Origin of the sequence: Actinoplanes couchii (assembly GCF_016862075.1) — a bacterium.
Lineage (GTDB): Bacteria > Actinomycetota > Actinomycetes > Mycobacteriales > Micromonosporaceae > Actinoplanes > Actinoplanes couchii.
The window spans coordinates 71,652-86,056 of sequence record NZ_BOMG01000035.1; the positions used below are offsets into that span (position 1 = coordinate 71,652).

General features: G+C 70.4%; 12 protein-coding genes. 8 read left to right on the top strand and 4 right to left on the bottom strand.

The genetic code is table 11. From position 1 onward, the window contains the following. The first annotated feature begins 91 nt into the window (after positions 1–91). Entirely contained in the window at positions 92–1,471 is a 1,380-nt protein-coding gene (locus Aco03nite_RS11555) for a hypothetical protein (protein WP_203795036.1), read from the top strand. On the opposite strand, the gene Aco03nite_RS11560 is transcribed toward Aco03nite_RS11555, so the two are convergent. Then, on the bottom strand, positions 1,468–2,298 hold the full coding sequence (locus Aco03nite_RS11560; protein WP_203795037.1) for an oxidoreductase: 831 nt from the start codon (positions 2,296–2,298) through the stop codon (positions 1,468–1,470). The two genes, Aco03nite_RS11555 and Aco03nite_RS11560, sit on opposite strands and share 4 nt — an antisense overlap. A gap of 101 nt (positions 2,299–2,399) precedes the next feature. On the opposite strand from Aco03nite_RS11560, the gene Aco03nite_RS11565 reads away from it, so the two are divergent. Then, entirely contained in the window at positions 2,400–3,233 is an 834-nt protein-coding gene (locus Aco03nite_RS11565) for a helix-turn-helix transcriptional regulator (protein ID WP_203795038.1), read from the top strand. A 21-nt stretch (positions 3,234–3,254) separates the two neighbouring features. Here the strand turns inward: Aco03nite_RS11565 and Aco03nite_RS11570 are convergent, their stop codons facing one another. Next, positions 3,255–5,495 (bottom strand): ATP-binding protein, encoded by a 2,241-nt coding sequence (locus Aco03nite_RS11570; protein ID WP_203795039.1) that lies wholly within the window; start codon positions 5,493–5,495, stop codon positions 3,255–3,257. Positions 5,496–5,750: 255 nt separating this feature from the next. Between Aco03nite_RS11570 and Aco03nite_RS11575 the strand changes: the two genes are divergently transcribed. The 4 genes from Aco03nite_RS11575 (at position 5,751) to Aco03nite_RS11590 (ending at position 10,838) form a co-directional block, all read left to right on the top strand. Next, positions 5,751–6,941: a sensor histidine kinase gene (locus tag Aco03nite_RS11575; RefSeq protein WP_203795040.1), complete on the top strand. Its 1,191-nt coding sequence runs from the start codon at positions 5,751–5,753 to the stop codon at positions 6,939–6,941. Continuing rightward, positions 6,938–7,597, top strand: coding sequence for a response regulator (locus Aco03nite_RS11580; RefSeq protein WP_203795041.1), 660 nt, complete (start codon positions 6,938–6,940; stop codon positions 7,595–7,597). The genes Aco03nite_RS11575 and Aco03nite_RS11580 overlap by 4 nt, the downstream gene beginning before the upstream one ends. 106 nt (positions 7,598–7,703) lie before the next feature. After that, positions 7,704–8,435: an ABC transporter ATP-binding protein gene (locus tag Aco03nite_RS11585; RefSeq protein ID WP_203795042.1), complete on the top strand. Its 732-nt coding sequence runs from the start codon at positions 7,704–7,706 to the stop codon at positions 8,433–8,435. A gap of 6 nt (positions 8,436–8,441) precedes the next feature. After that, positions 8,442–10,838 carry an ABC transporter permease gene (locus Aco03nite_RS11590; RefSeq protein ID WP_203795043.1) on the top strand — a complete coding sequence of 799 codons (2,397 nt, stop codon included), beginning with the start codon at positions 8,442–8,444 and terminating at the stop codon, positions 10,836–10,838. 16 nt (positions 10,839–10,854) lie between these two features. On the opposite strand, the gene Aco03nite_RS11595 is transcribed toward Aco03nite_RS11590, so the two are convergent. Next, positions 10,855–11,619 (bottom strand): ABC transporter permease, encoded by a 765-nt coding sequence (locus Aco03nite_RS11595; RefSeq protein ID WP_203795044.1) that lies wholly within the window; start codon positions 11,617–11,619, stop codon positions 10,855–10,857. Positions 11,620–11,664: 45 nt separating this feature from the next. Here Aco03nite_RS11595 and Aco03nite_RS11600 point away from each other — a divergent pair, with 45 nt between their 5' ends. Next, positions 11,665–12,411 (top strand): ABC transporter ATP-binding protein, encoded by a 747-nt coding sequence (locus tag Aco03nite_RS11600; RefSeq protein ID WP_203795153.1) that lies wholly within the window; start codon positions 11,665–11,667, stop codon positions 12,409–12,411. On the opposite strand, the gene Aco03nite_RS11605 is transcribed toward Aco03nite_RS11600, so the two are convergent. Continuing rightward, entirely contained in the window at positions 12,404–13,387 is a 984-nt protein-coding gene (locus Aco03nite_RS11605; protein WP_203795045.1) for an ABC transporter substrate-binding protein, read from the bottom strand. The two genes, Aco03nite_RS11600 and Aco03nite_RS11605, sit on opposite strands and share 8 nt — an antisense overlap. A 91-nt stretch (positions 13,388–13,478) precedes the next feature. Between Aco03nite_RS11605 and Aco03nite_RS11610 the strand changes: the two genes are divergently transcribed. Then, positions 13,479–14,405 (top strand): LLM class F420-dependent oxidoreductase, encoded by a 927-nt coding sequence (locus Aco03nite_RS11610; RefSeq protein WP_203795046.1) that lies wholly within the window; start codon positions 13,479–13,481, stop codon positions 14,403–14,405.

Genomic DNA, 14,405 nt, shown 5'->3' on the forward strand with positions numbered 1-14,405 from the left:
CCCGGCCGGCGAAACGGGGTGCCGGTAACTGTGGCTTGCCTGCGGTCCCTGTTCCGTTCCGGAATATCGATGTGGCTCGTAGTAGTCGCGGATGACGTCCAAGGCTCGATTCGATGCGTCTGCACTGCGTTCGACCAGCGCGAATCCAGAGATTCCTTGGTTATCCGAGCCGGTGACCCTGATTCATGTCGGACTGGATGGCTCGGTTGCACAGGCCGAGTCCGAAACCGAGAAACGAAGGATGCTCGGCACGGCGCACGACGAGGACCTGCTGCTGGCGGCTTGGCCGGGACAATGGAGTCAGGACGTCTTCGTGGTCGACGATCTCGAAGCCGCACGCCTGGCAGTCGGCCTGCCGAGAAAGAGACGGACGACGTCGCCAGGGAATGCGGGTGCAACTGGATCACCCTCGTGGGATCCGTCCAGTTTCGTACCACCCGGTCGGCTCTGGCATCACCTCACCGAGATGCCAGAACTGCCTGCCGAGGGCCGACGACAGCTCACTACGAGACTCCTCGATCATCACGTCACCGATCAGGACTCGGTTGCTCTGCTCCGCCGTAAGGATCTCGACTCGGACACCCGCAATGCGCTTCTGGACAGCGTGCCCGCGTACCGGGCGGCCTCGCTCGTCGCCGACGATGCCTGCACGCCGGAAGAGGCACTTGCTCTACTCCACCGCTTTCGCACCACCGGGTACGTCATCAAGGCCGCGCTGTCCCGCGTGGAGACTCGGGAGGCGGCCCACAAGGTGATCGCGACTCTGCAGTACCTCGACGCGGCGAAGATGTGGACGGACGGCCGTGGCTCGCGCGACACCGCTCAGAACCCCGATCTGGCCGGCAGCGCTCTTCGGGAAGCGTTGACGCGGGCTGCCGTGTTCGATCGCGCCACTCCCCTGTTCGCCGGAGGCGTCACGAAGCCCTGGACGGATCTGCGCCGTTACCGGTTCGTCGATCTGCTCGTCGACAAGGGCAAGATTCCCGAGAAGGGGCTCGTTCATCTTTTGGACCGGCTCGACCTCGACCATGTTCAGGATCTTCAAGCGTCCGCTCGTAAGCGAGGACGGCTTTACCGGCTGTGCACGCAAGCGCTCGAGAAACGGAGGAGAACCCCGAGCCTCTCCTCCACTGAGACCGAGTCACCGGCGGTGTTCCCGGCCGATGACGAACTCTCTGCCATGGCGGATCCCCGGGAAGTCCTCCGCGATCTCCTGAGCCGACGCGGCCAGCACCGGGACGAGGCCGTCGACCATGCGCTCGGTTCGAGGTACATGACCGACGACCTCGCGTGGCGGCTACCAGTGCAGACTCTGGAGCGACATGCGGTCTACGGTCCCCGGTCGGCAGCCGAGGTGGTCCGGATCTGCGGTGATTCGCCGGCTCGCTGGCAGGCCTTCACCGGGGCGTGGACACGACCCACCGCGCTCCTCGCGACCACTCTCTTCGCCCGCCTCCGCGCCGCGGCTTAGGCGGCCAGGGTGTTCAGGCGGGTCACCGCTTCTGTGGGCAGGGTCAGGTCGGCGGCGGCCAGGTTCTCGCGTAGGTGGGTCACCGAGGACGTGCCGGGGATCGGCAGCATGGTGGGGGACCTCTGGAGCAGCCAGGCCAGAGCCGTCTGTTGTGGGGTGGCGTCCACTGACGCCGCCACCTCGTCGAGGGTGGTGGACTGCAGTGGGCTCCAACCGCCCAGCGGGAAGAACGGGACGTAGCCGATGCCGTCGGCCGCCAAGGCGTCCACCAGAGCGTCGTCGCCGCGCAGGACCAGGTTGTACATGTTCTGCACGAAGACGATCGGGGCGATCTTCCGGGCCTCGGCCACCTGGTCGGCGGTGACGTTGGAGACGCCCAGGTGTCGGATCAGGCCCTCGGCCCGTAGGGCGGCCAGCTCGCTGAACGCGTCGGCCAGGGAGCCGGGGCCGGCGACCCGGAGGTTGACGGCGTCGAGGGTGTCCAGGCCCAGACGCTTCAGGTTGCCCTCCACCTGGGCGCGCAGGTCGTGCGCTGACGGCTCCCAGTCGCCGTCGGGGGTGCGGCGGAAGCCGACCTTGGTGACGATGCGGAGATCCGCCGGGTACGGGTGCAGCGCCTCCTTGATGATCTCGTTGGTGGTCCACGGGCCGTAGTAGTCACTGGTGTCCAGGTGGGTGACGCCCAGCTCGACGGCGGTCCGCAGTACCCGGACGGCGGCGGCACGGTCGCGGGGCGGGCCGAAGGCGTTGGGGCCGGCCAGCTGCATGGCGCCGTAGCCGATGCGGCTCAGGGTCAGGTTCCCGGCGAGGGTGATCGTGGTGTTCATGCCATCGAGCCTGCGGCCGCGGCCGGAGATGGGGGAGCCACAGATGATGGTGGCAATATCTGTACCACCCACGGCCGGGTCGTTCGGGGGACCATGGGGGCATGAGTCGACTCGGTGCGGAGCTGCGGGCCTGGCGGGATCGGGTGGATCCGGCGGAGCTGGGGTTCGCGCGCCATCCGGCCCGGCGGGTGGCCGGGTTGCGGCGGTCCGAGCTGGCGACCCTGGCCGGCATCTCGGTGGAATATGTGATCCGGCTCGAGCAGGGCAGGACGACCACCCCGTCGGCGCAGGTGTGTGCGGCGCTGGCCCGCGCGCTGCGGCTGTCGGACGACGAGCAGGCGCATCTGATGCGGCTGGCGGGGCACACCGCCGGGCCGGGGCGGGTGCCGCGGCTGATTCCGGCGAGCCTGCTCCGGATCATGGAGCAGTTGTCCGGCAACCCGATCGGGATCTACGACGCGACCTGGCGGCTGTTGCACTGGAACCCGTTGTTCGCCGCGACCTACGGCGATCCGGCGGGCCGGCCCGATGCCGGTCAGAGCATGCTGATCGGCCAGTTCGAGGATCGCCCGTCCCGGGTTCGGCAGACCGCCGTGGAGCGCGCCGAGTTCGAGAAGTCGCTGGTGGCCGACCTTCGGGCGAGCACGGGTCGATACCCGGAGGATCCCGAGCTGATCGCCCTGGTGGCCCGGCTGACGAGGGTTCCCCGGTTCCGGGAGTGGTGGGAGCTGCGGGCGGTCGCCGAGCACGAGACCGCGAGCAAGACCGTGGAGCATCCGGAGGTCGGCGACATCGACATCGATTCGAATGTGCTGACCACCCAGAGCACCGATCTGCGGATGGTGGTCAGCACCGCCCGGCCGGGGACGGACGCGCGCGGCCGACTCGACCTGGTCGCCACGATCGGCCTGCAGCGGATGACCGTCGGTCAGTAAAAAAACGGTCAGTAAAAACGGTCAGTGAAGCTTCTGTTTGAGCACCTGGACCGCTGCCTCGTGGTTGAGCCTGGTCCGGGTCTCCAGGGCGCGGGTCCACGCCTCGCGCGCGGCCTCCGGATGACCGGCGTCCCGGTGGGTGTCGCCGAGGCGTTCCAGGGATTCGGCCGTCAGCGGGCCGTAACCCATCCGCTGGAAGATCTCGACGGCCCGGCGGCAATGGTCGACGGCCTCGTCGTAGCGTCCGAGCCGGCGGTAGGCGTGACCGAGGCTGTCCAGGGTGGAGGCGATGCTCTCCTCGATGCCCAGCCGCATGTTGATGGCCAGCGCCTTCCGGCAGAACTCCAGGGCCGCCTCGTGATCGCCGAGCAGGGTCCGGAACCAGCCGACCGTGTTCAGGGAGCGGGCCAGTGCCCGGTCCTGCGCGTCCGCGGACTGGTAGGCGGTGAGCGCGTGCTCGGCGTGCTCCAGCGCCTCGTCGAGGTTGCCCTCGAGCTCGGCGAGCATGGACAGGTCGAGGTGCACGTCACCTTCACCGACCACGTCACCGGCGTCCCGGTAGCGCCGCAGAGCTTCCCGGACCTGGGCGTACGCCTCGTCGGAGCGGCCGAGCCCGCGGTAGGCCTCGCCGAGACGGCGGTGCGTGTAGGCCCGCACCCCGGGGATGTCGAGTCGTTCGGCCGCGGTGACGGCCGCCCGCCAGGTGGTCATCTGGTCCTGCGGGTGCGACTGCCGGTAGTGGAAGGTGTCCAGGCCCCAGGCGAGCTGCCAGGTGTAGGTGTGCAGCCCGGCGGCGACGGAGTGCGCGGCGGCCGCGAGCAGGTTGCCGTGTTCGACGGTCAGCCAGGCGAGGGCCGCCTGCTGGCCGGCGATCGGTTCGACGGCGGCGCCGGGCGGCAACGGCCCGAGCGGTACGGCGATCGGATTCAGGGTGGGGTACAGCAGCCGGTTCGCCGCGCAGGTGGTGTGCACGTAGTGGGCCAGGATGCGGGCCTCGGCGGCGCCGGCTTCGTCCGGGGCGACCAGTTCGGCGGCGTACGCGCGCAATAGGTCGTGTTGGTTGTAGCGACCGGGCAGGCGCTCGGTGGCCAGGTTGGCCCGGGTGAGCTGGGACAGCAGCCGGCGGGTCTCGGGCACCGGCTCACCGGCCAGGGCCGCGGCGGCGAGTGTGGACAGATCGGCGCCGGGGTGCACCCCCAGCAGCCGGAAGAGCCGGGCGGCCGGCGGGGTGAGGGTGGCGTACGACCAGGAGAAGATGGCCCGGACGTCGCTGAGGGGGTCGCCGGCGTCCAGCACGTTGAGACGGTGGCCGGCCTCGTTCAGGTCGGCGGCGAGCGCGGCCAGTGGGAACCCGGACTGCTGGGCCCGGGCGGCGGCGATGCTCAGCGCGAGCGGCAGGCCGGCGCAGGCTTCGACGATGTCCGGCAGGGCGCCCGGTTCGGCGGCGACCCGGGTCTTGCCGAGCCGCTCGTTGAGCAGGTCGCGGGACTCCTCGGGGCTCAGCACGCCGAGTTGGATCGGGCGCGCGCCGTCGGTGGCGATCAGGCCGGTCAGCTGGCTGCGGCTGGTGATCAGGACGGCGGCGGTCGGGGTGCCGGGCAGCAGCGGACGGACCTGTTCGGCGTCGCGGGCGTTGTCGAGCACGATCAGGACGCGGCGGCCGGCGAGCAGGTTGCGGTACCGGCCGGCCTGGGCGTCGGCGTCGGCCGGGATCTGCTCGGCGGGAACTCCGAGGGTGTCCAGGAATCCGCGGACGGCGTCGGCCGGATCCATCACCCGGCCGGAGGGGTCGAAGCCGCGCAGGTTGACGTAGAGCCGGCCGTCCGGGAACTGATCGGCGACCCGGTGGGCCCAGTGCACCGCGAGCGAGGTCTTGCCGACCCCGGCCATCCCGGACAGGGTCGCGATGACTGCCACCGACGGCCGTCCACTCTGGCCGTCCAGCAGCGCGTCCAGCCGGGCCAGCTCGTCGGCGCGGCCGGCGAAGGGATGCACGTCCGGGGGCAGCAGGCTCATCACCCGGGGTGCGGGCGGCGGGCTGTCGGCGCCGCCGCAGAACTCGTCGCGCTCGGCGCCGGTCAGGCCGAAGGCGTCGGCGAGGAGGCGCACGGTGGCCGGCCGGGGCTGGCTGATCCGGCCCGCTTCCACCTTGCCGATGGTGCTGGTGCTGATCCCGATGCGCTCGGCGAGGTCCTCCTGCGACAGTCCCAGCCGCCGCCGGTGGGCCCGCACCGCGAGCCCGAAGGCAGATCCACCGGTCACCCCGCGATAGTACGGGTGAGTTACCGGTGAAGTCTCTGGTGGGCAGACCGGAGGGTTGCCAGGGTAGAAGCTGATCCGGACGGTTGTCCTCAGGCCGAACGGGGGGCTGTGAAGACTCACCGGAAACCGCCACGGCGGGGTGAGCCGTCATCGCCTGGCCGGTCGGCAGCCGTGGAGACTCGGTATTGAGGTGTACCCCGCCGGGGCACCTCAATACCGACGATCGGCTCCGGACCTGCCGCTACTCTCGCCGTCATGGCAGAAGCCGTCACTGCAGAAGCCGTCACTGCAAAAGTCGTCATAGCCAAGCATCCGGTCCTCGTCGACCTGCTGGTCAGCTGTGCCGTGGCCGGGCTGTCGCTCTGGTGGTGGCATCAGTTCCGGCTGGGTGGGCTGGTCTTCGGGGTGCTGGTCGGCACGGCGCTGATGTGGCGCCGGCACCGGCCGCTGGTGGTGCTCGCGGTGGTCGGTCTGCTCGCCGCGGTGATCTCGCCGATCGAGGTCGACGGCACCCGGATCCACGAGGGCATGCTGCTGATCGCCGTCGCGGTCGCCACGTACGCCGTGGTAGCCCACGCCGCGACGCTGTGGTCCGCCGCGGCCGGCGGGATCGCGGGCCTGCTCTGGGCGGCTTTCCTGATCGTGTCCCGGCCGCCGAGCGCGGATGCGGTGACCGCGCTGAAGCCGATGGACTTCCTCAGCACGGCCTGGCAGCTGTCGGCGTTCGCGGCGGTGGTGTGGGCGGCCGGGCTGAGCGCCCGGTTCCTCCGGCAGCAGCGGGTCACGGCCGGGGAGCGCCGGGCGGCCGCCGAGCGGGAGCGGGAGCAGTCGGCGCGGCTCGCGATCGCCGAGGAGCGGGCGGCGATCGCCCGGGAGCTGCACGACATCGTCGCGCATTCGCTGTCGGTGATGATCCTGCAGGCCAACGGCGGGAAGTACGCCCTCGACCACGACGTGGAGCAGACCCGTCAGGCGCTGACCACGATCAGTGCCACCGGCGCCGACGCGCTGGAGGAGATCCGGCAGCTGGTCCGGATCCTGCGGGACGCCGGGGAGTCGGCCACCCCGCTGGGTGGTGTGGACGCGGCGGTCGAACGGGCCGGTGCCGCCGGGCTCAAGGTCGAGCTGCGACAGGACGGCGCGGCGCCGGAGATGCCGGACGGGGTGGCGCTGGCGATCTACCGGATCGTGCAGGAGTCGCTGACGAACACGTTGCGGCACGGCGGGCCGGAGACGTCGGCCGTCGTGCACGTCAGGTACGCGCCGGGGGCGGTGGACGTCGAGGTCACCGACGACGGGACCGGCGGGCCGCCGTCCACCGGCGGGCACGGGCTGGTCGGCATGCGGGAGCGGGCCCTGCTCTACGGTGGGTCGTTCGACGCCGGACCGGTGCTGGCCGGTGGCTGGCGGGTGCGCGCCAGAATTCCGCTGGGGGAGAAAGCATGATCCGGGTGGTGCTCGTCGACGACCAGCAGCTGGTGCGGGCCGGTTTCCGGCTGGTGCTGGACTACCAGCGGGACATCACGGTGGTCGGGGAGGCCGGCGACGGCGCGGAGGCGTTGCGCCTGCTGCGGACGGTCGAGGCCGACGTCGTCGTGATGGATCTGCGGATGCCGGTGCTGGACGGGGTGGCCGCGACCCGGCAGATCTGCGCGGCCGGACCGTCGCCCCGGGTGCTGGTGCTGACCACGTTCGACACCGACGAGGAGGCGTTCGCGGCGTTGCAGGCGGGGGCGAGCGGGTTCCTGCTCAAGAGTGTGCCGCCGGACGAGCTGCTGTCCGCGATCCGGGTGGTGGCCGGTGGGGAGGCGGTGGTGGCGCCGCGGGTGACCCGGAGTCTGCTGGACCGGTTCGCCGGGCGGCTGGGCCCGGAGTCGCTGGCCCGGGTCGCGCCGGAGGACCTCACCGACCGGGAGACCGAGGTGCTGCTGCTGGTGGCGCAGGGCCTGTCGAACGCCGAGATCGGTGGCCGGTTGCAGGTGGCCGAGGCGACGGTGAAGACACACATGGGCCGGATCCTGGGCAAGCTGCAGCTGCGGGACCGGGTGCAGGCGGTGGTCTGGGCGTACGAGTCGGGTCTGGTACGACCTGGTGGGGACTGAGTACGACTCAAGTCGTACGGGAAAGATGGTCATCGGGGTGGATCTGTCGCCCTTGAATGATTCCTAGCGTCGATGACGACACCGATCATCGACCACGGGAGCACTGATGCCCGCTCTGCAAGCGACCGCCCTGAGCAAGGTGTACGGCACCGGGGAGAGCGCCGTCGCCGCGTTGGACGGCGTGGACGTCTCGTTCCAGGCCGGCCGGTTTCACGCGATCATGGGCTCTTCGGGCTCCGGCAAGTCGACGCTGCTGCACTGCCTGGCCGGGCTGGACAAGCCGACCAGCGGCGCGGTCCGGATCGGCGACACCGACCTGGGCAGCCTGAACGACGAGAAGCTGACGCTGCTGCGCCGTGATCACGTGGGGTTCGTCTTCCAGCGGTTCAACCTGCTGCCGGTGCTGACCGCGCAGGAGAACATCCTGCTGCCGCTGGCGATCGCCGGCCGGAAACCGGATCGGGCCTGGTTCGACCAGGTGGTGGCGGCGGTGGGCCTGACCGACCGGCTCGGGCACCGGCCGTCGGAGATGTCCGGCGGCCAGCAGCAGCGGGTCGCGGTGGCCCGCGCGCTGATCACCCGGCCGTGGGTGATCTTCGCCGACGAGCCGACCGGCAACCTGGACTCGCGCTCCGGGGACGAGGTGCTCGGGCTGCTCCGCGACGCGGTCTCCCAGCTGGGCCAGACCGTGGTGATGGTGACCCACGACATGCACGCCGCGGCCCGCTGCGACCGGGTGGTCTTCCTGCGCGACGGCCGGTACGCCGCCGCCCTGGACAGCCCGTCCCCGGACCAGATCGTGGCGATGCTGGAGCACGCCGACCGGATCGGGCGGTGACTGACGATGCTGTCACTGGTTCTGCGTACCGCGAAGGCGAATCTGACCCGCGCGCTGTTGTCCTCCCTGTCGGTGGTGCTCGGGGTGGCCTTCGTCTCCGGCAGCCTGATGTTCACCGACGGCCTGTCCTCGATGCTGACCGCGCAGGCCGCCACCCAGTACGACAACGTCGACGTCGGACTGTCGATGGAGTCGATCTCCAGTGACGACGACGGTGGTGCGCTGATCGGCCGGGTCCGGAAGGTGGACGGGGTGCGGGCCGCCGAGCCGGTCTGGTCGATGTTCAACATCGGTCTGTCCTTCGACGGCGGCGCCCGCAAGGTGCTCGGTGACCACAAGGCGGTCAACGTGTCGGCCGATCCCGGGCTGCAGCCGATCCGGGCCGCCGAGGGCCGGATGCCCGCCGCTGCCGGGGAGATCGTGCTGGACAAGCGCACCGCGAGCCGGGAGGGCATCCCGATCGGCGCGACCGTCCAGGTCAGCAACTTCGGTTCGGAGGCCCGCGAATACCGGCTGGTCGGGCTGACCTCGTCCACCAAGGGCGGGTTCGACACCCAGGGCGCCCTGGTCGTGATGGCGACCCCGGACATGGCGGCGATGGCCGGCTATCCGGCGACCACGATCGTGGTCTCCGCCGCGGACGGGGTCTCCCCCGACGATCTCGCGGCCCGGCTCGGCGCCGCCGTCGGCATCGAGGCCCGAACCCATGATCAGCTCGTACGATCGGCGATGGACTCCGCGGTCGGCAACGCCGAGGAGTTCCGCAACGCGCTGCTCGGCTTCGGAGTGATCGCGGTGTGCATGGCCGCGTTCGTGATCGCCAACACGTTCACCATCGTGCTGGCCCAGCGCACCCGGGAGACCGCGCTGCTGCGGCTGATCGGCTCCACCCGGCGCCAGGTGTTCCGGTCGGTGCTGGTGGAGGCGGCGGTGATCGGTTTCGGTGGTTCGGTGCTGGGGCTGGGCGCCGGTGTCCTGCTGGCGCTCGGACTGCCGGCCGCGCTGGCCTCGGTCGGCGCGCCGAGCGGGGTCACCCCGGTGCTCTCCGGCGGGACCGTGCTCATCGCGATGGCCGTCGGAGTCGGCGTGACGATGGTGTCGGCGATGCTGCCGGCCCGGCGGGGCACCGCGGTACCGCCGGTGGCCGCGCTCGGTGACGCGTCCGTGCAGGTCGCCCGGCCGGCCGGGCGGTTCCGGATGATCTCCGGAGGGCTGGTCGCGGCGATCGGCGCGGGACTGCTGGCCATCGCGAACCAGGTGGGCCTGGTGGTCGGCGGCGCGCTGCTGGCCGTCACCGGGTTCCTGCTGCTCAGCCCGGCCGTGGTGCCGGCCCTGGTCCGGGTGGTCAGCAAGCCGTTCGCCCTGCTCGGCGGGGCGACCGTGTCGCTGGCGCTGGCCAACGCGGTGCGCAACCCGCGCCGGATCGCCACCACCACGAACGCCCTGGTCGTCGGGGTCACCCTGATCGCCACGGTCACCCTGCTGGCCAAGAGCACCGAGGCGCCGTCCGAGCGCGCGGCCGACGAGAAGATGTTCGCGCACTTCCTGGTGACCGGATCGACCGATACCACCCTGATCCCCGACGAACTGGCCACCGTGCTGCGGGACCGGCCGGAGGTCGGCACGGTCTACCCGAGCTATCAGGTCTACGACGACGCCCTCAACGCCGAGGTGCTGACCGCCGGACGGGACGCGCCCGCCCAGGGGTCGGCGCTGGTCTCGGCCGGATTGGGCATCGCGGTCGGCGGCACGGTCACCGTTCAGGGGCAGGCGTTCCCGGTGGCCGGTGTGCGACCCGGCGACCGGACGGTCTGGCTCACCGCCGACGACATCAAGAAGCGGTTCGAGTACGCGTTCCTCACCGAGGTCCAGGTCGAACCGCCGCCGGGAGTCGCCGAGGCCGAAGCGCGAGCCACCCTGGACCGGGTCCTGAACGCGTTCCCGTCGGCGGTCGCCTACAACAAGGCGGAGTACGTGGATCGGCTGAACGCACGGATGAACCAGGCCCTGGCGGTGGTGACCGCGCTGCTGTCGCTGGCGGTGATCATCGCGCTGGTCGGGGTGGCGAACACGCTGACCCTGTCGGTGGTGGAGCGGACCCGGGAGAACGCGATGCTCCGGGCGATCGGCCTGACCCGGCGCCAACTGCGGCTGACACTGTCGGCGGAGGCGCTGGTGATGGCGTTGACCGGCACCATCATCGGCACGTTGCTCAGCATCGGCATCGCGATCTCCGGCCTGAAGTCGGTCGCGGGTGACGGCGACGGCCTGGAGCTGACGATCCCGTGGGACCGGCTGGCCGTGCTGCTGGCGATCGCCGCGCTGGCCGCCCTGACCGCGTCGGTGATCCCGGCCCGTCGAGCGGTCCGCGACTCGATCACCGCCAACCTGGCCGCCGAATAGCCGAATAGCCGGACGATCAGGAGGTGGTCTCCCTGGCCCAGGGAAGGAGCAGGCGTTCCAGGGCGACCACCAGGTAGTACGAGAAGATGCTCATCAGCGCGAGCAGGAAGATCCCGGCGAAGGCGAGACCGGTCTGGATCTGGGCCTTCGCGGAGACGATGACGTAACCGATGCCGTCCCGGCCGCCGCCGATGAACTCGCCGACCACCGCGCCGACGAAGGCCAGCGAGATTGCCAGCTTGAGGCCGGTGAAGAACTGGGGCAGCGCCCACGGCACCCGTACCAGAAGGAAGGTCTTGATCCTGGAGGCCTCCAGCGACCGGGTCAGCTCGATCATCTCGGCCGGGACCGCCCGCAGGCCGGCCGCGGTGGAGAGCACGATCGGGAAGAAGCAGAGCAGGACCACCACGAAGATCTTGGGTTCCATCCCGAAGCCGAACCACATCACCAGCATCGGGCCGATGGCGATCTTCGGAATGGCGTTGAAACCGATCAGCAGCGGGGAGACGGCCTGGTCGACCAGGTCGGACGAGGAGATCGCCAGCGCGATGGCGACACCGACCACGACCGCGATGCCGAACCCGAACCAGACCTCCTTGAACGTGTACCAGGACTGCTCCGCCAGGTACTCCGGCAGCCGGGCCAGCTCGCTGCCGATCGTCTCCGGCGAGGGCACCACCTGCGGCGGCACGTCGTAGACGCGGACCAGTACATACCAGGCGGCGAGCAGGGCGACCAGGGTCACCACGGGGAGCAGGAGAGCGGTGGCTCGTCTGGCCATCGAAAGATCCATCCTTATGCTGGGCCCGTGAGTCTAAACGGGACGATGATCCGGCTCGACGAGGTTTCGCACACCTTCTCCGGGCGCCGGGGCACGGTCGAGGCGTTGCGGGGCATCGATCTGACGATCGGCGAGGGCGAGTTCGTGGCGATCGTCGGCCGGTCCGGGTGCGGCAAGTCGACGCTGCTGCGGCTGGTCGCCGGATTGTTGCAGCCGACCGCGGGCACGGTGACGGTGGACACCGCGCGCCGGCGGGAGATCGCCATGCAGTTCCAGCGGCCGGCCCTGCTGCCGTGGCGCAACGTGCTGAACAACGTCCTGTTCCCGGTGGAGATCTTCGGCTGGAGGCGGAAGGAGCACGTGGAGCGGGCCCGGCAGCTGCTGGCCACCGCGGGCCTGACCGGCTTCGAGACGACGATGCCGCACGAGCTCTCCGGCGGCATGCAGCAACGGGTGTCGCTGTGCCGGTCGCTGATCCAGCGGCCCCGGGTGATGCTGATGGACGAGCCGTTCTCCGCCCTCGACGCGCTGACCCGCGAGGAGCTGACCGTCGAGTTGCAGCGCATCCACATGGAGCAGGGCACCACCACGCTGTTCGTGACGCATTCGATCGACGAGGCGGTGCTGCTCGCCGACCGGGTGGTGGTGCTGCAGCCGCGGCCCGGCCGGATCGCCGAGATCGTGACGATCGACGTGCCGCGCCCGCGCAGCCTGGGCCAGAACGAGCACACCGAGGAACTGGCGCGCTGTTCGGCCCGGCTGCACGGGCTGCTGATGGACCGCGTCAGTTGAGCACCTTCACGAAGTCCTCGGGCTTCTTGCCGGCCGGGACCGAACCGGCGCCCTCGAGCACCTGGATCACCCGGGTGACCCGCTCGGCGTCGACCTTGCCGGTCTCGGCGCCGTCGCCCTTGACGTAAGCCGCCATGATCTCCAGCTCCTTGGTGGCGATCTCGGCGTCCGTCTCCGGCTGGGCCTTGTTCAGGATCTTCGCGGCCTCGGCCGGGTTGGCGATGCTGTAGTCCAGGCCCTTGAGCAGGGCGGTGGTGAACTTCTTGGCCAGCTCCGGGTCGTCGTTCGCGATCTTGTCGGAGGTCAGCAGGAAGTGGCCGTACAGGTCGGTGATGACGTCACTGAACGGCAGCGCCACCGCGGTCTTGCCGCCGGCCGCCTTCTCGATCAGCGGCTTGCCGACGACGAACTGGCCGATCGAGTCGACCTTCTTCGCGGCCAGCGCACCGGCCAGCTCCGGCGCGGCCACCGGGATGATCTCCACCTTGGACGCGTCGATGCCCGCCAGTTTGGCGTACGTCGGGAAGAGGATCGTGGTGGTGGCGCCCTCCTGGTCGCCCATCACCTTGCCCTCCAGGTCCTTCGGCGAGGTGATGCCGTTGCCGTCCAGGGTCATGATGCCGACCATCGACTTCTGCTGGATCGCGGTGATCGCGGTGACCCCGCTGACCTTGCCGGTCGCCTTGGTCAGGATGTACCCGGTCGAGTCGACCGGGGCGAAGTCGGCGGCGCCGGAGGAGAGCGCGGCCATGTTCTCGCCCGAGCCGGAGCCGATCGCGATCTCCACGTCCAGGCCCTGCTCGGCGAAAAAGCCCTTCTCGTCGGCCACGAACGCGTACGCCTCACGCCCGAAGGCATTGAAGGCGGTGAGGTATTTCACCTTCGTCAGGTCCGCAGCGTCCCCCGGGGCCGCCTCGCTGCATCCGGCCACCACAACCATGGCCAGCGCCGCCGCGACCGCCCGCAACGTTCTCATCAGATTGACGCCTCTCTAGATCTGTCATGTGCGGGCACAGAGTACGAGAGAGCATCCGAATTGGACAGGAAGTTGGGTAATCTCTGCGCCCATGCGCGTCTGCATCTTCACCGAGCCACATCGTGGCGCCACCTACGACGAGCTGCTGACGGCGGCACGGCACGCCGAGGCGGCCGGGTTCGAGGGCTTCTTCCGGGCCGACCACTACCTGCCGATGCACGACTCGGACGGTTTCCCCGGGCCGACCGACTCCTGGGTCACCCTGGGCGCGATGGCCCGCGAGACCAGCACCATCCGGCTGGGCACCCTGCTCACCTGCGCCACCTTCCGGCACCCGGCGGTCACCGCGATCAGCGTCGCCCAGGTCGACCGGATGAGCGGCGGGCGGGTTGACTTCGGGCTCGGCGCCGGCTGGTTCGGTAAGGAGCACGAGGCGTACGGCATCCCGTTCCACACTCCGAAACAGCGCTTCGACCTGCTGGAGGAGCAGTTCGCGGTGATCACCGGACTGTGGTCGGCAACGGCGGGCTTCTCCTACAGTGGACAGCACTATCAGCTCAAGGACGCCCCCGGTCTCCCGAAGCCGGTGCAGGTCCCCGGCCCGCCGGTGATCATCGGTGGCCGTGGCCCGAAACGGACGCCCGAGCTGGCCGCCCGGTACGCCGACGAGTTCAACCTGCCGTTCACCCCGGTCGGGCAGAGCGCCGCCCAGTACGCCCGGGTCGCCGAAGCCTGCGAGAAGCACGGCCGGACCAAGCCGCCGCTGGTGCTGTCGGTCGGGCTGGCGATCGCCTGCGGGCGCACCGAAGCGGAGGCGACACGGCGGCAGCAGAAGATGGACGAGGCGTCCGCGCTGCCACCGGAGGGCGCCATCACCGGCACCCCGCAGCAGGTCGTCGACGCGATCGGGCAGTACGCCGAGATCGGCGCCACCCGGATCTACGTGCGGCTGCGCGACCTCGGTGACCTGGACCACCTGGATCTGCTGGCCGCCGAGGTCCTGCCGCACCTGCCCTGA